General features: G+C 48.9%; 18 protein-coding genes. 12 read left to right on the top strand and 6 right to left on the bottom strand.

Annotated features, from left to right (window positions below; translation table 11 throughout):
• Positions 1–188: 188 nt before the first annotated feature.
• Positions 189–587, top strand: coding sequence for an OsmC family protein (locus EYB30_RS01510; RefSeq protein ID WP_166836301.1), 399 nt, complete (start codon positions 189–191; stop codon positions 585–587).
• 19 nt (positions 588–606) lie between these two features.
• On the opposite strand, the gene EYB30_RS01505 is transcribed toward EYB30_RS01510, so the two are convergent.
• Positions 607–1,521 carry a hypothetical protein gene (locus tag EYB30_RS01505; protein WP_166836299.1) on the bottom strand — a complete coding sequence of 305 codons (915 nt, stop codon included), beginning with the start codon at positions 1,519–1,521 and terminating at the stop codon, positions 607–609.
• A 159-nt stretch (positions 1,522–1,680) separates the two neighbouring features.
• Between EYB30_RS01505 and EYB30_RS01500 the strand changes: the two genes are divergently transcribed.
• Positions 1,681–2,631, top strand: a complete 951-nt coding sequence (locus EYB30_RS01500; protein ID WP_166836297.1) for a hypothetical protein — start codon at positions 1,681–1,683, stop codon at positions 2,629–2,631.
• A gap of 81 nt (positions 2,632–2,712) precedes the next feature.
• Here EYB30_RS01500 and EYB30_RS01495 read toward each other — a convergent pair whose 3' ends face one another.
• From EYB30_RS01495 to EYB30_RS01480, 4 genes are read right to left on the bottom strand one after another with little or no spacing between them, the layout of a single operon-like run.
• Complete coding sequence (locus EYB30_RS01495) at positions 2,713–2,955, bottom strand: hypothetical protein (RefSeq protein WP_166836295.1); 243 nt, start codon at positions 2,953–2,955, stop codon at positions 2,713–2,715.
• Positions 2,956–2,987: 32 nt separating this feature from the next.
• Positions 2,988–3,197 (bottom strand): hypothetical protein, encoded by a 210-nt coding sequence (locus EYB30_RS01490; RefSeq protein ID WP_166836293.1) that lies wholly within the window; start codon positions 3,195–3,197, stop codon positions 2,988–2,990.
• Between the two features lie 48 nt (positions 3,198–3,245).
• The gene (locus EYB30_RS01485; RefSeq protein WP_166836291.1) at positions 3,246–3,485 is read right to left on the bottom strand and encodes a hypothetical protein; all 240 of its coding nucleotides are present in this window, start codon (positions 3,483–3,485) and stop codon (positions 3,246–3,248) included.
• On the bottom strand, positions 3,485–4,069 hold the full coding sequence (locus tag EYB30_RS01480) for a hypothetical protein (protein ID WP_241697932.1): 585 nt from the start codon (positions 4,067–4,069) through the stop codon (positions 3,485–3,487). Before EYB30_RS01480 ends, EYB30_RS01485 begins: the two co-directional genes overlap by 1 nt.
• A gap of 213 nt (positions 4,070–4,282) precedes the next feature.
• Between EYB30_RS01480 and EYB30_RS01475 the strand changes: the two genes are divergently transcribed.
• The 3 genes from EYB30_RS01475 to EYB30_RS01465 all read left to right on the top strand — a co-directional run bounded on the left by EYB30_RS01475 (position 4,283) and on the right by EYB30_RS01465 (position 7,282).
• Positions 4,283–4,891, top strand: a complete 609-nt coding sequence (locus EYB30_RS01475) for a class I SAM-dependent methyltransferase (protein WP_338401287.1) — start codon at positions 4,283–4,285, stop codon at positions 4,889–4,891.
• Positions 4,892–4,893: 2 nt separating this feature from the next.
• Positions 4,894–6,435 carry a S24 family peptidase gene (locus EYB30_RS01470; RefSeq protein ID WP_241697930.1) on the top strand — a complete coding sequence of 514 codons (1,542 nt, stop codon included), beginning with the start codon at positions 4,894–4,896 and terminating at the stop codon, positions 6,433–6,435.
• 250 nt (positions 6,436–6,685) lie between these two features.
• Positions 6,686–7,282, top strand: a complete 597-nt coding sequence (locus EYB30_RS01465) for a hypothetical protein (protein ID WP_166836286.1) — start codon at positions 6,686–6,688, stop codon at positions 7,280–7,282.
• A 366-nt stretch (positions 7,283–7,648) separates the two neighbouring features.
• Here the strand turns inward: EYB30_RS01465 and EYB30_RS01460 are convergent, their stop codons facing one another.
• On the bottom strand, positions 7,649–8,629 hold the full coding sequence (locus EYB30_RS01460) for a virulence RhuM family protein/type II toxin-antitoxin system death-on-curing family toxin (protein WP_166837619.1): 981 nt from the start codon (positions 8,627–8,629) through the stop codon (positions 7,649–7,651).
• Positions 8,630–8,922: 293 nt separating this feature from the next.
• On the opposite strand from EYB30_RS01460, the gene EYB30_RS01455 reads away from it, so the two are divergent.
• The 7 genes from EYB30_RS01455 (at position 8,923) to EYB30_RS01425 (ending at position 20,629) form a co-directional block, all read left to right on the top strand.
• Positions 8,923–9,711: a thioredoxin domain-containing protein gene (locus EYB30_RS01455; protein ID WP_166836284.1), complete on the top strand. Its 789-nt coding sequence runs from the start codon at positions 8,923–8,925 to the stop codon at positions 9,709–9,711.
• A 75-nt stretch (positions 9,712–9,786) separates the two neighbouring features.
• Entirely contained in the window at positions 9,787–10,224 is a 438-nt protein-coding gene (locus tag EYB30_RS01450) for an OsmC family protein (protein WP_166836282.1), read from the top strand.
• Positions 10,225–10,310: 86 nt separating this feature from the next.
• Entirely contained in the window at positions 10,311–11,141 is an 831-nt protein-coding gene (locus tag EYB30_RS01445; RefSeq protein WP_166836280.1) for a DUF6544 family protein, read from the top strand.
• A gap of 149 nt (positions 11,142–11,290) precedes the next feature.
• Positions 11,291–13,471: a catalase/peroxidase HPI gene (gene katG / locus EYB30_RS01440; RefSeq protein WP_166836278.1), complete on the top strand. Its 2,181-nt coding sequence runs from the start codon at positions 11,291–11,293 to the stop codon at positions 13,469–13,471.
• A 455-nt stretch (positions 13,472–13,926) separates the two neighbouring features.
• Positions 13,927–16,635, top strand: a complete 2,709-nt coding sequence (locus EYB30_RS01435) for an endo alpha-1,4 polygalactosaminidase (RefSeq protein WP_166836276.1) — start codon at positions 13,927–13,929, stop codon at positions 16,633–16,635.
• On the top strand, positions 16,635–20,108 hold the full coding sequence (locus EYB30_RS01430; RefSeq protein ID WP_166836274.1) for a hypothetical protein: 3,474 nt from the start codon (positions 16,635–16,637) through the stop codon (positions 20,106–20,108). The genes EYB30_RS01435 and EYB30_RS01430 overlap by 1 nt, the downstream gene beginning before the upstream one ends.
• Positions 20,109–20,122: 14 nt before the next feature.
• Positions 20,123–20,629 (top strand): penicillin-binding protein activator LpoB, encoded by a 507-nt coding sequence (locus EYB30_RS01425; protein WP_166836272.1) that lies wholly within the window; start codon positions 20,123–20,125, stop codon positions 20,627–20,629.
• Positions 20,630–20,668: the final 39 nt, after the last annotated feature.

Here is a 20,668-nt window from a genome sequence, read left to right as displayed (position 1 = left end):
TGACACCACCCTGAAGCGTTACGTGCAGCTTGGGCAGGTTAGGCCGGGGAATATACATACAAGACTGTATGTAATCAAGTGAAAACCGGCACAGCCGAGACAAATGGCGGAAAAAAGCTGACCAACAACCATCAGTGCAGTATAGACTGTCAAAACCCGTAAGGCTGTTAACTAACCACAGGTAGCATATGAGTATACAATTACGCAAAAGCGACAGCGGTATCTACCGCCAGACTATCCGCATTCATCAGCACACTCTTTTTGCCGATGTCAGCAAAGACTTGGGCGGCGACGATAGCGCACCCGACCCACATGATCTTTACGACGCTGCGCTGGCCGCCTGTAAAGCCATTACGGTGATGATGTACGCCAAACGTAAACAACTGCCGCTGGATTATATCGACATAGACATAGCGCGCGACAACAGCCGCGAAGTGCAAGGTACCTATGTATTAAACGTGCAGCTTAAGCTGTTGGGCAACCTGACCGACGAGCAAAAAAGCCAACTGGCCGCCATCGCCGATAAGTGCCCGGTGCACAAACTAATGACAGCGGCAAAGACAGAAGTGCATACCCGTTATAGCTAATACAAGCATTAACCAATGATCAAGTCGACCTAACAGACCTATCTGCCTGAGCCTCGTCCTGTGTTTGACTGTGGTGTTGCCAATACTCTGGTTTCAGATGTAATTCATCTAACTTGTACTGCTCTACCAACTTTGGATGGCCGCCAATTAATGCAATTAAGTCTGCAGCATGATTAATCGGCGCCATGTTGTATGCCTGATCAAGCTTTTTTACCACGTCTTTAAAATATAATGCGGTGCCATAAAGACGCACCGTTTCGTTACTTTGGTAGCGTAGCTCCTGTGCCAGTGCAATCATCCAGAACATTGGCCGCCACCATGAATAAGAAAAATCGCAGCGGGCTATCACATCCCCGGCATCTTTCTGGTATGCCAGGATAGTGAAGAAATTAATTAATTCATCCAGCTTATAGCGGTCATGCTGTTCAGTGGCTTTAAACTCTTCATAACTTTTACAACGACTCACCTTAGATACTTTTGCCCAAACCTGTTCTGTTAACGCCATTTGCTTGGCAACAAAAAAGCGGCTAATCACAAAGTCAAAATATTCCCGGCTCGCCATCGCCGGTATGAGTACATTCATCGATGAATTCTTCACGTTTTGAAAGTACTCACTGCAGTAGGTTTGAAACAAATCAACAATAGCGCTTTCTTTGGCGTAGTCTGCTGTGGTTTTGTTCGCTTTTGCCGTTTCGGCCAGCACTAAACGGGTGTCTTGTAACTCCTGAATTTGTAAGTACACCGTTAAGATAACACCGCAAAACGCAAAGCCGGCAAAAAGCGCATTAACACTGGAAAACACATCAGCCAATGGCTGGCTGGTAAATGCCTTAATCAGCCCCTGTTGGGTTCCGACATACCAGCCCCCCAACCAAACGCCTAAGATCAATGCGCTAGAAAAAGAAATAAGCAACAAGGTTGTTTTACGTTTCATAGAATTTCAGAAATTAAACTATTGATATATGGCAATAACATAACTTATCAAAATTCGCCGGGCCAGTGATAATTGTGTTGTTTTACGATGATGTACACCAACCGCTTAGCTATGTTAAAACGGTATTTTCAACCCAGTATCCGGCCACAATAGTCTGTCATGCACGCCTTAAAGTTAAAATTAAGCCAACTCTATTTGCCTTATCTGCTGTTTAGCCTGGCGCTGCTGGCCAGCTACAACCTCGGCCGCTGGCTGCTGGATATCAAACTGGGTGTCATTCCACTTACCACTGAGATGCTGGACTTATGGCTGCCCATGCTATTGCCCTGGCTATGTATACCGCTGTGGTTAAAGCGGCGCATTAGGCTATTGCGTGGCAATGGCTGGCAAAAAGACGACTATTTTGTCTATTACTTTGTGATCAACTTCTCTATAGCTGGTGTTATCGTTGTTAGTCAGTTTAACCTGGTCAGTGCGCCGTTTTCTTTAATCCCACTGCAACACGTTAACGACGCCGTGCGCCAGCCAACTGAGCAATACTTTGATATAAAAGCATTTAGCGTACAGCGCAGCCGCTGTCGCAATACACAATTTACCAATTCAACCAGCACCAGAGGCGGCACGACTTACTACTTTCACAGCCACTATATTTGCCCGTTTAGCCAGTCAGATAACCTTTGGTACGCCATGCTGTATTCGCGCAGCTACGACCCAAGCTTTGAAGAATCACCACGCCAACTGGAACAACAGCGTTTCTACGCCGAAGCAACGCAGCAGTTTGCCCGGTTAGACCTGCACCAGGTCAGTTACTTTGAACGCCTGCGCCTGTCTGATGACTTAAAAGCGCTGCAAAAAATTATCCCCGCCACCGCTGCAGCCAGCCAACCGCTGGTACTCAGGGCCCGGCATGACCCCTTTAACCAGCGACAAGGCCGCGATTACCGCAATACCCTGTATGCCTTCGCGACAGCCGCAGTGGTGGTGTTGATAATGCTGCTAGTGGCCAAAATTGAACCAGCCACACAACTGCCGATAAATACCCCCGGCAAACCCAAACCCGGCACGGCGGCCAAAAAAGCGAAACCCTGGCGGCGGCGAAAAAGCCGCTAAAGGGCGAAAAAGCAACAAAGTGCCATAACCCGGGAACTGATCTTAATGCCACTGAAGACATGAACCACGCATACCAGCTTGTTATTTAACCACTTTAAGGTGCATGCGCTTATGCGCCTTATCAATGGCGATATCTTCGGCGATAGTTTTTTCTGGCATAACATCCGCCCAACTGCGCAGACCGGCCATTATGCCACTATCAACATGAGCCAGCTCTTCGGGTATTTCAGCGGTAAACAATTCATCAGACCATTTTTGCGCCTTGGCCAACAGCCAGGCTTCAAACTCTGGCGTGCTGGGTTTGGGGTTGCTGTCAGTCGTCATTGTTATCGCTGCCGATACTGTGCAATTGCAATTTACTCAAATGTGTCTGCATAACTGGCTTTTAACATAGCCAGAATGCCGTCTACTGTTTCATGCTGATCGCCGGTATCGCCTGCCTCATCATCACTCAAGCTGTCATAATCAATAGCGTCATAGCGCTGTTTTTCAGCCTCAACAATGGTTATTAATGCAGCTAGCTCTTTTTTTAACAGCGAAACTTTTGCAGTAGCGTTACTCTGCATTTGTGAACTCCGGGCTCTCAAAACTTAACAGCGCAAACCGACCGCACACTATTTAACCACTTTAAGGTGCACGCGCTTATGCGCCTTATCGATAGCGATATCTTCGGCGATAGTTTTTTCTGGCATCACGTCTTCCCAACTAAGCGGACCGGCCATTATGCCGCTATCAACATCAGCCAGTTCTTCGGGTATCTCGACAGTAAAAATTCTTTCAGCTCGCTTTTTGGCCCTGTCTAACAACCATTGTTCAAACTCCGCCGTGCCGGGTCCTGGCTTGCTCTCCGTCATTACTGATACCGCCGCTTGCGCTCGGCAATAAATAATTCAATCTGTGCTGTTACTTCTTCAACAGAGGGCTTAGCACCTAAAGCTTGCTGCTCATCAAACCAATCCAGCACTTCAACATTAACTAAATAGGATAATTCATGACAATATTCCGGCTGACGCACCCACAGCTGCGAGGCAAAAGGCGATGGATTCTCAAGTTTGCTGCAATGAGTAAAACCATGCGCTGCTACATAGCCAGGTAACCAGAACCCCAACACAATGCGCAGCACTAAGGCCACAGCCAGCAACACCAGTGACACTTTCACCCACAATGCAAGATGCTGCTCTGGCAAATTGCCGAAATTGCGGCGTAACGCTATATAAATCAACATCAGTAGCATTGGTGATGTAATTAATAGCGGTAATGCCACCAAAGGTAATCTGAAATAAAAAGGTTTTGAGTCAAAATCGACTAGCAATGATAAAAGCTCCACAGCTTTAAACACCGCAACTGCAATCGCGCCAAGCATAATCAGAGACAAGAATACCGCCAGCCCTTTTTTGCGCTCAAAGTCTTCGCCCTGCTGCATTACCTTAAGCTCCACTTCGGAACCGCAAATCTCTTTGCTGGTTTTGCTGCGCTTTTTGGCAAATTTGGCTGGTACGTTGAATATCGTGCAGTGTTTTCATAATTCGGCCTCATCCCTGAAAGCAGAAAGATAACACGATTTACATTTTTAGAACAATTGAGAACTGCGAATGCGGAGCTTTTAAATATAGCCTAACAGCGTTAGTATCAGAAGGCTTATTGTATTGTTATGGTCGTATTAATGTCATCTGAAACAATAAATTACTATAACCAAAACGCTGCGGACTTTGCTTCTGCGACAGATCAGATTGACATGACAGCCTTATATGCCGAGTTTTTGCCTTGGGTTAAAACTGGCGGCCATATTCTTGATGCCGGTTGTGGCAGTGGCCGGGATGCAGCTTATTTTAAACAGCTAGGCTTTAATGTCAGCGCTTTTGATGCCAGTAGTGCGCTGGCAGAAATTGCCAGTAGGCGCCTGAAGCAGCCTGTAGCAGTACAACAATTCGAGCAGTTAAATGGCCATGAACTATATGACGGCAGCTGGTGCTGCGCCAGCCTATTGCATGTTGCAACGGATAGCTTGCCGTCAGTCCTTTTCCGCTTACAACAAGCATTAAAACCGGGCGCCGTACTATATGCTTCTTTTAAATACGGTGATGGTGAGCGCGAACTAAATGGCCGCTGTTTTACTGATATGAATGAAGAGAAGCTGAAAAGCTTAGTCGCTACAGTTAGCAGCTTAAGCATAAGTAAAACCTGGCTGACGCAGGATCAGCGGCCAGAGCGTAGTCATGAGAGTTGGCTTAATGCGTTGTTGTTTAAGGATGTAATTTAACCATGGCAGGCATGCAGCAACAGCTGGATTTTATCGCCTATATTCAGCGCATGCTAAACGAAGGTGACTTTAGTGCCACCTATAAATTTGCCCTGCTGCATGCCATTGCCGATGTCTGTATCGAACACCCGCTGCAACAACCGGACAGCGAGCTGGTGATCACACTGGACGAACTGGTGGATAAATTTATCCTGCTTTATTGGCACCATGCCATGCCGTTCGCTGCCAATAATAATGGCGACGCGGCACTTTTAAAGCAAAACACCGGCAAGCAATCTAAAGTGATTAGCGTGTTGTATGAATGCCAGCAAAACGACATCCGCAATATCCGCCAATTAAAAGACAGCCCTTACTGGAAACAGATTTACCGCGCTACGCTAACCACGTTAAAAGATGGCCCTTTGTGGCGGCTGCAGATCTTGGCCAAACAGGCCGAGTGTTTTTTATACCCGCATAGCGACAATTGTAAATTTATCAAACTGAATGCCGGTATCGCCTATTCATTTCGGCGGTTTTACGATCTGGTGGTGTATCTGGCAAAAAATGCCTGGCTGCAAAAAATTCAAAGCATTAAAGACAATCAGAAACTGCTCGGCGCGCAAAGCCAACTGCATGAGTTCTTGTTCGGTGTAGACAGGAACACGTTAAATAAAGCCCGGCCCGTGTTAATTGAGATCCAGCGCGGCCTGTGTTTTTACTGCCATAAACCATTAAAAGATGCCAGCAGCGCTGATGTAGATCACTTTATTCCCTTTGCCCGTTACTCTACCGATTTAGGCCATAACTTTGTCGCAGCCCACAGCAGTTGTAACAACAGCAAACGCGACTATCTTGCAGCGCAACAACACCGGGACAATTGGCAGCAGCAAAATCTGGTTAAGTTTGAAAAAGTACTCAGCGCCGAGCTAGCGGCTTACTTTTACTGTGATGCAACAAAGTCATTAGCCGTCAGTGATTGGGCTTACTCTGTCGCACAGGCTAATGGCGCTAAACTCTGGTTGAGTAAAGATGAATTTGTCGTTACCGGTAGCACAGCAACAGTAACAACGCAGCTGGCCAACATAAAGCTAAGCGCAGCAAATGATGCAGATACTGAAGCAGTACAGCCGACCAGTGCGAATACTAGCCCATTAAAATTACGCTATTTCCCCAATATCAAAATTGCCTGTGGTCATTTTAAAACCGGTGATGACAGTGGTGTCGAGTACCTGGATCCCCCTTTCGGCTTTGGTAGCCTTAACCCTGAAAAACACTTTTTAGCCCGCGCCAGCGGTAACTCGATGAATGGCGGAAAAACCCCGATATTGGACGGCCAACTACTATTGCTGGAGCTTATCAGCCCAACCAGCGCCGGTTCACTACAAAACTGTACTGTCGCCATAGAGCGCCAGGACGAAAGTGGTGATAACCAATATCTACTGCGTGATGTGAAAAAAATCGTCGACGGGCAGTATCTGCTAATCGCCAAAAACCCCGATTATCCGCCTCTGGCAGCCGATGAAACCATGCGCACTTTCGCCCGGTTAAAAGGTATCGTTGAATAAACTCGGTATTGAGATGAAACCGGATACAGAGTGCAGTCATTCCGTCCAGGGTTCGATGAGATTAGTGATGAGTGATGTAGAGATAACCCTGAGTTACCGAAAACAAAAAATCACTGATTTGCTTCCACACTCTACATCGCTGATGCGCTCCTACCGTCCATGCACAGTCAAAGGAAGAAAAGGGAGCCATTTAGCCAATCAGAGAAATGGCAAATTTACTAAAAAACCTTCCAAACAGACAGGTGGTTGAATGAGCATAATAAATAGCCTTGATGATGAGTTGCTAAATTCTGACCTGAAGCTGGAGGGTAAATTACTGGATTTTCTTTCATGGGCTTATTCGGATTTATGCGACGACGTTAACAAAGGCATTTTTGCTGAGTGGTTGGTCGCAAAAATTTTAGGCATTAAAAGTTCCAGGCGCTATTTATGGGCGAATAGTGATTTGGAAACGAGTAGCGGTGTTCGAATCGAAATTAAAGCCAGCGCATATTGGCAGTCCTGGAAAGCTCTTAATCCTGATGGGAGCCTCAAAGACTTGTCAAAAGTCATCATCCAACCTGACAATAAAATTAGGTTTGGCGGACTAGTAGCAAGAGATACGATTGATAACAGCAAGCAAGAATTTGGCTCATTGAAGTCAGATTATTACTGCTTTTGTTTTCATACGGAGAAGAATTACGAAGCTTGGAACGGGATGGATATGTCGAAGTGGGAGTTTTATCTCGTTGCTGCTAAAGATATTAAAACAAAAAGTGTTAGCCTGAAGTGGTTAAAGGAACGTGGCTATGGTCCTTACTCAGCTGCTGGATTAAGAAATCATTGGTTGTCTTGTAACCAAGCTTAGAAGCTGAAACTTTCTGAGATCCTACCCCTTTTTCCCTGGATTTTGCCAGTAAAGCCTACCGGATACCGAAAAACGCGTTAAAAGAAGCCTTTGCTGATAACGGCAATAGCTTTGAGCAGGCGATTAATACCCTTCACCAACAAGCGGCCTAGAAAGAATTTAACCAGCAGCTAAAACAGCAATGCGCGGCCTTTGCCAAACAGCATAAACAAGCGGTGATTTTTGTGCACAAACAGGTAGAGCGTTACCTGAGTGAAAACATTGATATGACCATAACCGAAGCACTGCAGCATTTATATGACACCCGGGTAAAACCAGCTGTCGCCAGAAAATAGTCACTTTCCTTAGAGGGATTTAAAGCACAGGTTATGATTTTGCCAGTAAGTTTTCGATTAACCGGATTAAGGTGTGCTTTTCTTGCGGATCTGATTCGGCCACTAACAAAGTAATAGCAGCCAAACCGGTGTCATTTATAACAGCTTGATAGTGTTCATTAAACAAACGTTTGTTTCTATTTAAGAAATCGACAAATAAAAATGCTGCACTGCGTTTATTGCCATCACTGAAAGGGTGGTTCTTCACCACAAAATACAATAAGTGCGCGGCTTTACTTTCAATGCTGGGGTAAGCGGCATCACCAAATACCGTTTGCTGCAAGTTGCCCCAAATACTGGCCAAACCATCTTGCCGCTCTTGGCCAAATAATGCGGTAGCTTCGCCTCTGGCGATGAGTTGTGCTTTTAACTGCGCCAGCGCCGCCCTGGCATCGGTTAGCGGAGTTAGCTCACCACCTGGTTCGCCTTTTGGCTGCTGCAGCAAACCTTCATCGTATTGCTGCAACCATAAAAAGGTTTGCGTATAGCTGGCCAGAATATCTACCAGGCCTGCACCAAACTCACTGTTATAGGGTAAGGCTGCAGCCCGTTTGACCAGTTGCAATGCTTTTTCCAGCTCAGCAGCATTTTGGCTCAAGCGTTGCTGGTTTAAGCTGTAGCCCTTAACTAAATGTTGTTTTAGGGTGGCAGTCGCCCATTGCCGAAAACGGGTGGCATTAATTGAGTTAACCCGATAACCGACGGAAATAATGACATCAAGGTTGTAGTGTTTAACACTGCGTTTTACTTGCCGTTTACCTTCTTGGCGAACTACCGAGAAATCCTCGGTAGTTGCACGCTCATTCAATTCCTGTGATTTAAAAATATTCTTGATGTGCAAACTAATATTGTCAGTAGAGGTCGCAAATAACTGCGCCATTTGCGCTTGCGACAGCCACAGGGTTTCATCCTGCAATTGCACATTGAGCTGCAAACTACCGTCTTCATTTTGATAAATCTGCAGTTCGCCCATTTTTGCCCCCTCAAGGTTTAGCGCAAACTGCGCCGTTAGCTGATTAAACTCAAACATATAGCGGCCTAATCATTTGCGCAACGCTAACAACAGTATTGTTATCATTCACGTGCGCCATGCGCATGAGGATGGGCTAAATAATACCTAACAACTAGCTTTGCTTTTCCATTTAGCGTCATTTATTGCCGATATCAGCGCTATTAAATGGCTGCAAAATTTGCCACACTCGGCCTGATGCTGAAAACTACCCCTAACCAGCAACCCTGAAATACTAACGCCAGCCGGAGCTGTCTATGTTTGCCTTACCTTTGCCATTTTTAACAGCCTGTGTTGCCGCGCTGCTTTGCCTGCTACCTGTTACTGCCAGGGCGGATACGCCAGCTACGCTGGCTTTTGCTGCGGAGCAACAGCTGCTACCCCAATTGGACGCGCTGGAGCAAAATGCGGCGGCAGAGCAAAAATTACTGCTGCTGGTGCTGGGGAGTGACTGGTGTCACGACAGTGTGGCATTGCTTAAGCAGTTTAACCGGCCACCACTGGCGGCACAGCTGCACCAGCGCTTTAGTATTGCGCTGGTGGATGTTGGCTATTTGCAATATGGCGCCGCTACTGCGCAGCGTTACCAACTGCCACTGTACTATGACACGCCTACCGTGATGGTGATTAATCCGGCTAATCGCCAGCTGCTGAACAAAGCCGACTTAATGCACTGGACCAACGCCGCCGCAATGTCGGCCAGCGATTATCAGCAGTATTTTATCGATACAAACTTTTTAACCGCCGCCGCGCAGCAACCCCCCTTGGCAGCGGCGCTAATGCAGCAAATTAACCAGTTTGAGCGCAGCCAAGCCGACAAACTGGCGCTGGCGTATCAGCATTTGGGGCCGTTATTGGCGGCCTATAAAAACGGCGACACAGCGGCCAGGGCCGGCTTTAACCAGGCCTGGGATGAAGTAAAAACCTTTCGCAGCGCTATTTTACCCGCTGTACAGCAATTGCAGCAGCAAGCGGCAACACTACCTGCCGATGCTAAGTTGCAACTGCCCAGCTATCCGCCATTTAGTTTTAGCCAGCCGCAGTAAAGTTTGATCCAGCGCAGCATCTGCTGCTGCGCCAGCTTGTAAATTAGCACAACCTAATTAAACAAGGATTTCTGCATGAGCAACCTGAAAACCGTTACTGTACACGCCAATATGACCGAGGGCTTTGCCATTAGCGGCGAAATTGATGGCCACACTGTGCTGATAGACCAGCCGGTGGCGGCTAAGGGCACAGGCACTGGGCCTACGCCGCTGCAAATGTTGTTATTTGCTATTGGTGGCTGCATTGGCACCATTGGCCGTATCGCGGCGTTTCAGCAGAAAATAAATTTGCGCGGTATGCAGGTAAAAGTAGAAGGTGATTACAACCCGGCGGGTTTACTGGGCAAGCCGACCGATGACCGGGTGGGCTTTACGCAAATTCGCATTAGCGCGGTAATAGATGCCGATTTAACTGATGAGCAAAAAGCGCAGTTTTTAGATGAGGTGTGCCAGCGCTGCCCGCTGCATGACAATTTAAGCCACACCAGCGAGGTGGTGCATAGTTTGGCGTAAAGCTTGAAGATTGGTTAAACAATAGCTAACGGCTTAACCACAAAAACGCTGGCGGGTTGCTGCCCGGCAACTGAGGAGCTAACCCGATGTGGCTTATGCTTATATCCGTCATATTACTGCTTTGTATTAGTATGGCCTGCTGGCGTTGGCTCGACTACTGCGCCGACCGGCGGTTAGTGCGCCAGTTACACCAGCAACAAGCCAGACAACCCGCTTGTTTTAACCTGCAGCTGCTCGATGGCCTGCCTGAGCCTGCACGGCGTTTTTTTACGTTTGCCATTAAACCCGGTACACCGCTATACACCGTGGCAGATATTACAATGACCGGCCAGTTTGGTATGGGCGATGCCGATAACCCCAACTACCTGCCGATGCGGGCCCGGCAAACACTGGCCTTTCCAGCCGGCTTTGTCTGGCAAATGCAGACCGGGCGCAAATGGCTGCGGATCTCAGGTTCAGACAGCCAGCACTGGACACGGTTTTGGTTGCAAGGGCTGTTGCCGGTGGCCAGGCTTGGTGGTGATGCAAACCATAGCCGCGCTGCCTTTGGCCGCTATGTGGCCGAGGCGGTATTCTGGACACCGGCAGCAGTACTGCCAGGCCCCGGCATACAATGGACAGCCGTAAGTGAGCACTGCGCCCGCCTGACGGTAACCTATGCCGGCATGACACAACAGGTTGATGTTACGCTAGCCGAAAACGGCCAGCCCAGGCATGTCAGCTTTATGCGCTGGAGCAATGCCAACCCCGAGCGACGCTACCAACTGCAGCCCTTTGGTGGTTATTTATCGGCATTTCGTGATTTTAACGGTTATTGCCTGCCCAGCCATGTCGAAGCAGGTAATCAGTTTGCCAGCGCAGCGTACTTCGCGTTCTTCATTGCCGATATTCAAGGCATAAAATGGCCGGGTAATTAGCGCGTACAGGCTGTTTTAATTGAAAAAACCGATTAACCCAGCCGGAAAAACTCACTGTCATGAATGCCATTCGCCGTCTATAGTTTGATGCAACCCAAGCAGGTACAAGCCGTATCGCCTGTGCTAATCCAACGACCAAGGAGCACCTAATGGATAACAACTCAGCCGGTAAATGCCCGGTAATGCATGGTGGTAATACCTCTGCCAGCAGCAATGACATGAACTGGTGGCCTAAAGCGCTTAACCTGGATATTCTGCACCAGCACGACAGTAAAACTAACCCACTAGGCCAGGATTTTAACTACGCACAGGCCTTCAAAACACTCGACCTTGCCGCAGTAAAACAAGATTTAAAAGCCCTGATGACCGACAGCCAAAGCTGGTGGCCAGCCGACTGGGGCCATTATGGTGGTTTGTTTATTCGTATGGCCTGGCACAGCGCCGGTACTTACCGTATTGCCGATGGCCGTGGCGGTGGTGGCACCGGTAACCAACGCTTTGCGCCGATTAACAGCTGGCCGGATAACGCCAACCTGGACAAAGCCCGCCGCCTGCTGTGGCCCATTAAACAAAAGTACGGCAATAAATTATCCTGGGCCGATCTGATGATTTTGGCCGGCAATATGGCCTATGAGTCAATGGGGTTAAAAACCTATGGCTTTGCCGGTGGCCGCGCCGACATCTGGCACCCGGAAAAAGACACCTACTGGGGCTCAGAAAAAGAATGGCTGGCGCCCAGCGGCAGTGAAGGTTCACGCTACAGCGGTGAACGTGATTTGGAAAACCCACTGGCAGCCGTGATGATGGGCTTAATTTACGTTAACCCTGAGGGGGTAGACGGCAAGCCCGACCCGCTTAAAACCGCGCATGATGTGCGCATTACCTTTGCCCGTATGGCGATGAACGACGAAGAAACGGTGGCCTTAACCGCCGGTGGCCACACGGTAGGTAAATGCCATGGTAATGGCAAGGCCGAGAACTTAGGCCCAGAGCCGGAAGCGGCTAACCTGGAAGAGCAAGGCCTGGGCTGGAATAACCACAAAAGCCGTGGCATAGGCCGCAATACCATGACCAGCGGCATTGAAGGCGCCTGGACCACCCACCCGACGCAGTGGGATAACGGCTATTTTAAGATGCTGTTAGAGCACGACTGGGAGCTGAAAAAAAGCCCGGCCGGCGCCTGGCAGTGGGAGCCGGTGAGCATTAAAGAGGACGATAAACCGGTTGATGTTGAAGACCCGTCTATCCGCTACAACCCTATTATGACCGACGCCGATATGGCGATGAAGATGGACCCGGCGTACCGCAAAATATCTGAGAAATTTTATAAAGACCCGGCCTATTTCTCTGAAGTATTCGCCCGCGCCTGGTTTAAACTGACGCACCGCGATCTGGGGCCGAAAAGCCGCTATTTAGGGCCGGATGTGCCCAAAGAAGACCTGATCTGGCAAGATCCGGTACCCAAAGGTAACGCTGATTTAACCGACGCCGACATTAATACGCTGAAAAGCCAGCTGCTGCAAAGCGGTTTAAGCCAAAGCGAGCTGATTGCCACCGCCTGGGACAGCGCCCGTACCTTCCGTGGCTCGGATTACCGTGGCGGCGCCAACGGCGCACGCATTCGCTTAGCACCACTAAACCAGTGGCAAGCGAATGAACCTGAGCGTTTAGCCAAAGTGCTTAAGGTACTCGAAGGCATTAAAGCGGGCTTTGCCAAGCCGGTTAGCATAGCTGATTTAATTGTATTAGGTGGCAGTGCAGCCGTTGAACAAGCCGCCAAGGCGGCCGGTGTTAACATTAGCGTGCCCTTTGCACCGGGCCGCGGCGATGCCACAGCAGAGCAAACCGATGCCGAGTCGTTTGAGGTGTTAGAGCCGCTGCACGATGCCTACCGTAACTTCCTGAAAAAGGATTATGTGGTGCAGCCGGAAGAGCTGATGCTGGATAAAACCCAGCTGCTGGGCTTAACCGCGCCGGAAATGACAGTGTTGCTTGGCGGCATGCGCGTGCTGGACACCAATTACGGTGGCAGCAAACATGGCGTATTTACCGATAAACCTGGTGTGCTGACCAATGATTTTTTCGTTAACCTAACCGACATGCGCTACAGCTGGCAGCCGGCTGGACGCAACCTGTATAACATTGTTGAGCGTAACACCGGCAACACTAAGTGGACCGCGACCCGGGTCGATTTAGTGTTTGGTTCAAACTCGATACTGCGCTCGTACGCGGAGCTGTATGCCCAGCACGACAACAAACAAAAGTTTGTGCACGACTTTGTTAAGGCCTGGGTAAAAGTAATGAACGCCGATCGTTTTGATTTGCAGTAGTAAAGCCGGGACAACAAATTACATGCTTTAAAGGCGCTTAGGCGCCTTTCTTTTGAACGGCATATCGGGGTGTTAACAATGCTAAGATAGTTGTTGACATCAACCTAACGGCGGTAAAATCCCGGCGTAAAGCCTTAGGGTACAAAGCAGGTTATTAAAACATTGATGCATCATAAAAACATCATATTTAAATGCGCAATGTAAACAAATTATTCAAAAGCACACAAACAGGTTAACATCTTAAATATCTTCATTAAATAAGGCGGATACAAATTGCGCAGCTAATTTAATATACATATAATGCCGCGCTTTAACATGATGCAAAAAACTGTACCGCCACTTTGCTTTCATAATGAATAACAAACTTTACCTATAGCGTAAAAATGACAACCACCAACGTTTTTACCCGCATGCCTTTGCTTTGCATGCAAGTAGTTTTTTTATTTACGCTTTTTATGTTAGGTGGGTTTGCCTGTACGCCAGTATTAGCCGATAGTGCCGATGCAAAGTCGATTGCATTTTACTATCAACCAATTGACTCGGTACGCGAACTATTAAGTTACGACCGAATTGTAGTAAATGCCGAAGGCATAACTCCAGCACAACTGAAACAACTTCAAAACGCGAAGGTTGAGGTTTTTGCCTATCTCAGTGTTGGCGAAACCTTACCACCTCTGACAGATGGCCTTTATAAAGCCGTTATCGCCGAAAACCCGGCCTGGCAGTCAAAGGTGATGGATTTACAACAACCCTTATGGCAGCAGTACCTGCTGAGTAAAGCAGAGCGCTTAACCGCGACCGGTTTTGATGGCCTGTTTCTGGACACCCTGGATAGCTACACCCTGTCCCCCCCTCCGTTACATGACAATCAGCGCAGCGCATTAACGCAGATTATTAACAACATAGCCAAACGCAGCCCCACCCTGCTGCTTAACCGAGGTTTTGAGCTGCTGCCGGCACTTGACTTTACCCCGGCCGCTATTGTTGCAGAATCCTTGTATGCTGGCTTTAATGCCCAACAACAGGGATATGTTGAACAGTCGGCTGAAGACACCGCCTGGCTTATGCAAAGACTGCAAGATGTCAGGCAGCAGGGTATCGAAGTGATAGTGATTGATTACCGGCCTGATGACATCAACGACCGCATTACGGCGGCACGACAGATTGCGACGCTAGGTTTTACTCCTTATATTGCTGACGGGCTGCTTGAACAGTACGGCGTGTCTTTGCATTATCCATTACCGCGCCGGGTATTAGGGTTATTTGACAGCCGAGACGGCCCAAAGAAACAATCGCGCTGCCATCGTTATTTATCTACCTTAATTGAATATGCTGGCTATGTGCCTGACTGCCAAGACATTAGCACCCTTAAGGGTAATACCCTGTCATTGCAGCCTTATGCCGCAGCCTTCCTGATGCTGCCTGAGGTCTATTATCAACAGCCTCAGGTTATCACGTTGCTGCAGCGTCTACTGAACCGCATTCCTACGGTGTTTGTTGGCACTGTGCCAGAGAACCCAGCCATATTGGCGCAACTTGGGCTGCAGCAGCAGGGGTTTTACTACGGCCAGATGCAAGCCAGTCTTCCTACACTATACCCCTTGCCGCAAGCGGCAAAAGAAGAATACCCAAGGTATGTGCTACAAAATAGCCAGGCAGAAGTTGTGGCAAATTACCATGACAATAGCGGTAATATTGGCGTTGCCGCCTTTACAGCCCCCTGGGGTGGCGCACTATTGGCGCCAGGAGACATTCAAGAGCTGATCAACGATCGACAGCGTTGGATCCTTGACCCTTTCGACGTACTGTTGCCTATGCTGCGTTTACCCTCCCTGCCCGTACCCGATATAACAACGGAATCAGGCCAGCGAATTGTAACGGCACATATTGACGGTGACGGTTTTCCCTCAGTGGCCTGGTTGCCGGGTAAACCCTTTGCCGCCCAAGCCATATTCGATCGCATACTGACACGTTATCAGCTACCACATACGGTATCAGTGGTAGAAGCCGAAGTGGCGGCGCACGGCCTGTACCCACATTTGGCAGATAAGCTTGAACAGATTGCCCGAGACATTTTTCGCTTGCCGAATGTTGAGCTAGCCTCACACACTTTTAGCCACCCGTTTTTTTGGGACCCGCGCGTATCAAGCCGCGAGAAGCTTTATGGTGACGCACTGCCGGTACCAGAATATCAATTGAATTACACTCGTGAAGTGGCTGGGAGTGTCGCTTACATTAATGAAACGCTGGCCCCAGCGGATAAAAAAGTTAAGGTATTTCTATGGTCCGGCATGGCCAACCCCACCCCTGATATTATTGCGCAAACCGATGCCCTGGAGCTGTATAACGTCAACGGTGGCAACACTTATGTGCTCAACGACAATTTTTCATACGCCCAGGTGTCCCCCCACCTGAATTGGTATCCCAATGCGGTTCAAGTGTATGCGCCCATTATGAATGAGAACCTGTATACCGAGTTGTGGACTGAAAACTTCAGTGGTTTTGCCCGGGTAACCGAGACCTTTACCAAGCTGGGAGAACCACGTCGGCTAAAACCGGTTAGCATTTATTATCACATGTACTCTGGCATGTACCCCAGCTCGTTGGGTGCATTGGACTACATTTATCATTGGGCACAAACGCAACCGTTTACACCACTGTACCTCAGTGAATATGCTAAACGAGCACGCGGGCTTTATGAAACTGGTGTTGGCGCCAGCATATTTCAAAACGGTCACCGGGTTCGCAGCACAGGCATACGCAGTTTACGCATGCCTGCCAACTTTATTGTCGGCGCGCGCTCTAGCGGGGTAACGGGCGTTGCAAACGGACCGGATGGCCGCTATTTAAGTTTACTTGGGCCGCTTGCCATTATTGCCCCTGCCGATAGTGCCCGTCACTTTGACGGTGCGCCCTATTTACATCAGGCAAATGGCATGGTTCAGCACTGGCACACCGATGCGACAAGTGTGTCTCTGTCATTACTAAGCCATGTCCCCCTGCACGCAACTCTGTTGCAGACGCAACACTGTCGGGTACAAAGCCATTCACCGGGACTGAGCATTAAACCAAGCCAACATGAACTCACCCTAAGCAGCCATCTGCCGGGCGAATACTCGCTAACCCTGACATGCGAAGCGTCTGAGATAGCAGGTAGCCACTAATGTCTCCACTGCAACAGGTCAGACGACGTCTTGGCGAACACACCGAGCTTGTTAACCGGCGTACGCTAATTACGCTTACATTAGTCACAAGCGTATTGTTGTGGTTATTAAAACCCAACGACAACTTGCTGTTAAGCCTGCTTAAGCAATCGGACGATCCTTCGGTTGCTATTGCATTTACCCGGGTGTTACAGCAAGAACAGCGCTCGGTCGCCATAGACCAGTTATTAGCACAACAACTGTACCGCACAGGCGATTATGAAGATGCCCTTACACTGCTAACCCCGCTGAGTAAGTTTGATGATAGCCCCGACATGCTGGCGGCACACCAGCTTTACACAAGCCTGTTGTTAACGTTAAGTACTAAACAACGCGATGCACGGGCAAATTTGCAGCATTATTTAGCTAATTTACCCAGCGGCTTACCCGAGCAATACCAGCGCAAACTAGCTGATTATGCGTTACAAATAAATCAACCTGAGTTGGCACTGGCAATCAGCAAACAATTGCCAGGCAGCAACCAGAAAGAATTGATTGCACTGGCATTAAAAGCCGGGCAACCACTTCAAGCCACTTTATATGCTGGACAAGTTTATCAACGCGAGCCCAGCCAAGAACATCTGCTGCAATTGCTGAAGTTGCTCGAAGCCTCTGAACGGGGGGAGCAGGCGCTTGCGTTAGCCAAGCGTCATGCCAATAAGTACCGCTGCAGTGCGAGCTGTTTGCAGTATTTTGTTGCACTGGCGCTGCGCAACAACGCGTCAAACAGCGCTTTTGATTTCGCAGTAACCAAGTTAGCCCTTACCAACGCAAATGCTGATTTGCTTCAGGCGGCCAACCTGGCAGAGGCGAATGGCCATCTGGATCAGGCTACAGCTTATCTGGAAACCTTAGGTCAACGTGCGCCCAGCCGGCAACTTTATGAAAAACTGCATCAATATTACCGTTGGCAACAACAAACTCATAAAGCACTGCAGCTAAGCCGCAAACTGGTGACGCAATACACCGATATCAGCACCATTACAAAAGGGTTGGAGGATGCCCTGGCAGAAAGTGATTTATCGGCCAAAGCGGATTTTTATAAGGCGTTAGCTCAACAACGGCATTTAACTGACAATGAAGTGTGGTCCCTGGTGGATGCCAGCGACAAAGCCTATGGTGCCAACAATACCTTAACGACATTAAACACACTGGCACAGTTGTATCCTACCCACGCGCGTATACTAGCGCAGCTAGCCCGTTTTTATTTGTTTATGGGTCAGCCGGAACAGGCCGCTAGTATATGGCCGCGTTATAGCCAAACGGAAGATATGCGCTTTGCCGAGGTACAATGGTTTGCCAAAGCCTTTTCAGCATTGGGTCAGCCAGAACAGGCACTAGCAGTCCTGCACCAAAGCGGACAAACCGAAACACTTAATACCTCGCAGCTTGAAGAGTTGTTAGATTTAGCAAACTACACGGCAAATAGGCCGTTACAGCGATATTATCAGCAACAATTGGTGCTGCAACCCGATAATGCATTAGATGCCTATTTGGCAGTGGCCACGCACAGTGATATGACAGCGCAAGATCAAGCGTTCTTGTGGCAGTTATTCCAACAAAAAGGCGCCTTGAGCATTCTGTCGGCACTGGTAAACCATGCCATTGAACATCAGGATGCCGGGTTACTTGAGCAAGCAATTGGTGTACTAAACCAATTGGATTTTGCTGAGCCACAAGTTTTGCAACTTAGGGTTTATATTTCACTCTACCAGCAAAACTATGCTTTGGCAGAACAGCTGGTTAGGCAACAATTAGCGCAACCCTCCATTCCAGATAGCGTATGGCAAAGTGCTGCCTGGCTTGCACTGTTACGCCAGAATACCGCTTGGCTAAGTCATCTTTATCCTCAACTGTTGCAGCAAAACCAACGCGATGCAGAGCATTTACGCTTACTCGCAGCAGCGGCACAGGCACTGGGTAAATTTCATCAAGCTAGCTATTGGCATCAAATGCTGGCGGCACACACCAACTACCAAGTTCAAGACAAAATAAACCATGCATTGCTCGCCGAGCATATGGGTGATTTCGCTTTGGCTCAGCAACTGCGCTGGTTGGCGCTAACTGACCTAAGCCAGCAATTACAAGCGCTCCCTGAGGGCAAATTAACCTATCAATCGTTGTTAAGCAGCATGGTATCCCCCGGCTCGGGTGCCGCAGGTATGCTGCGCGATCTGTATCAGCAAGCCGATGCCAATACGCTAATGTTATTGGCGCAAAGTAGCTTATCGCGTGATTTGGCGGCGCAGCAATTTTGGTATCAACAGCTTAGGGCCAATGAGGCGCAGTTAAGCGCCAGCCTAAGCCTGGCTATGGCGCTGGCACAACAAGATCATGACAGCATAAAAGCCCTGGTCTATGACAAAGAAAATAGCCTTACCCCATTGGAGCGCGGCAGCGCATTAGAACAAATTGGCCATATGCAAGCTGCCTGGCAGTTTTTGCAATACGCCAATAACCCTATACTGCCAGTATCACAGCGCCCTGTTCTGCAACGCTTAGCCGCGGCGCTACACCCAAACCGCACGCGTGGCATGGCAGCCGACTTTACGCAGTTTTCTAGCTGGGACGTTAACCAGTTGCAAGTCCACTATCAACAACCGCTAGATAACCACCAGTTTATATTAAACACGCAACACATAACGGCAGCAGATACCGCCAGTACAAGTGATTTTTCTGCCACTCAATTATCAGCACACTGGCATATACCCCTGTCAGATAATATTGACTCGTTAGGCCTTAGCGCCCTATTGCGACAGCGTTTAACTCAGCTGACACTGGGCCAGCAGCTGCAGCTTTCTCTGGCGTCGTCACCACGTTGGCAGCATTTACTGCAGCTGCAGCATAGTATGCCCGCCAACCTAAGCAAAAACAGCTTCTTATACGCTCAGCAAGACCGGTTAAGCTGGCAGCCAGTTTGGCAATTTACGCGGCATAATCAGTTAACGGCTTCTGTGGCGAAAACCTGGCTGAACACCGACTTTAACGAGCCAATTGCCTCACAGTGGCAGCTTCAGTTGCAACTCAGTGAACAGCTTAGTCGGCTACCCTTTTGGCAGGTTTATAGCCAGTTTGATATACAACGCAGTGATCTGGCTACGACTTCCCTTGACCGATTATCTGATGCTGTAAGCCGGACACTTGTCGCCACCGACTTTGTCGCGCCTCATTACCGACGCCTGTCGATAGGCCAACGTATAGCGCGTGGCGAAGTGGGCAAACCCGGGGCACAAATGCCACATTATCGTTACCTGTTAGACACGGCTTTGGGATACAACCTGGTGACATCTTCCGTGGAATATAGTGTCAAAGCTGGGGTGGGTGTAAGGGTGTTTGGTAATGACGAAGTGTTTTTTAATATTAACTGGCAAAGTGCCGATCGCCTGGGACAGGAAAATATCGACCTGAGTCTGGGCTATTCGCTTGATTTTTAATGAAGGAGATACCGGTGAAAAAATTAATGCTTATGGCGCTGCTGTTGCTGACAGGGTGCGCTTCACAGATGAGCAGTGAGAGCCCACAACTGGACTTTGGTCAAGTGGTTTACATCATGCCATTTACTAATCAATCTACCAGCCCACTGGCGCAGGCTCAGGCAGAGCAGTTGTTGGCATCGGTGTTGGCCGATGCCGGGGTAAAGGTAGAGATATATCCCAAAGCCGCACTAAGTGATCTGCAGGCCAGTATCGAGCCTGAACAGCGCCAGCGCCTGGCACAACAGTGGCTGAGCACGAAAACCCAAGGCTATGTGATGTATGGAATGGTGCAGGAATGGCAATACAAATACGGGCTGGATGGTGAGCCCGCTGTCGGAGTCACCTTGCAACTGACTGATATGCAGAGCCGTGAGCTGTGGCGGGGTTCAGCAGCACGCAGTGGCTGGGGACGTGAGTCACTCTCACACCTGGCCATCAAAACCTTTACCGATTTAAGCAATGAGCTGGACTGGAATTAGCCACCATGAATCATCGTAAGCGCCGGGGAGCAGGAGGCG

The organism is Rheinheimera pleomorphica (assembly GCF_011634895.1).
GTDB lineage: Bacteria > Pseudomonadota > Gammaproteobacteria > Enterobacterales > Alteromonadaceae > Alishewanella > Alishewanella pleomorphica.
The sequence above is the reverse complement of the archived record's forward strand: the minus strand, read 5'-3'. Positions and strand labels throughout refer to the sequence as shown.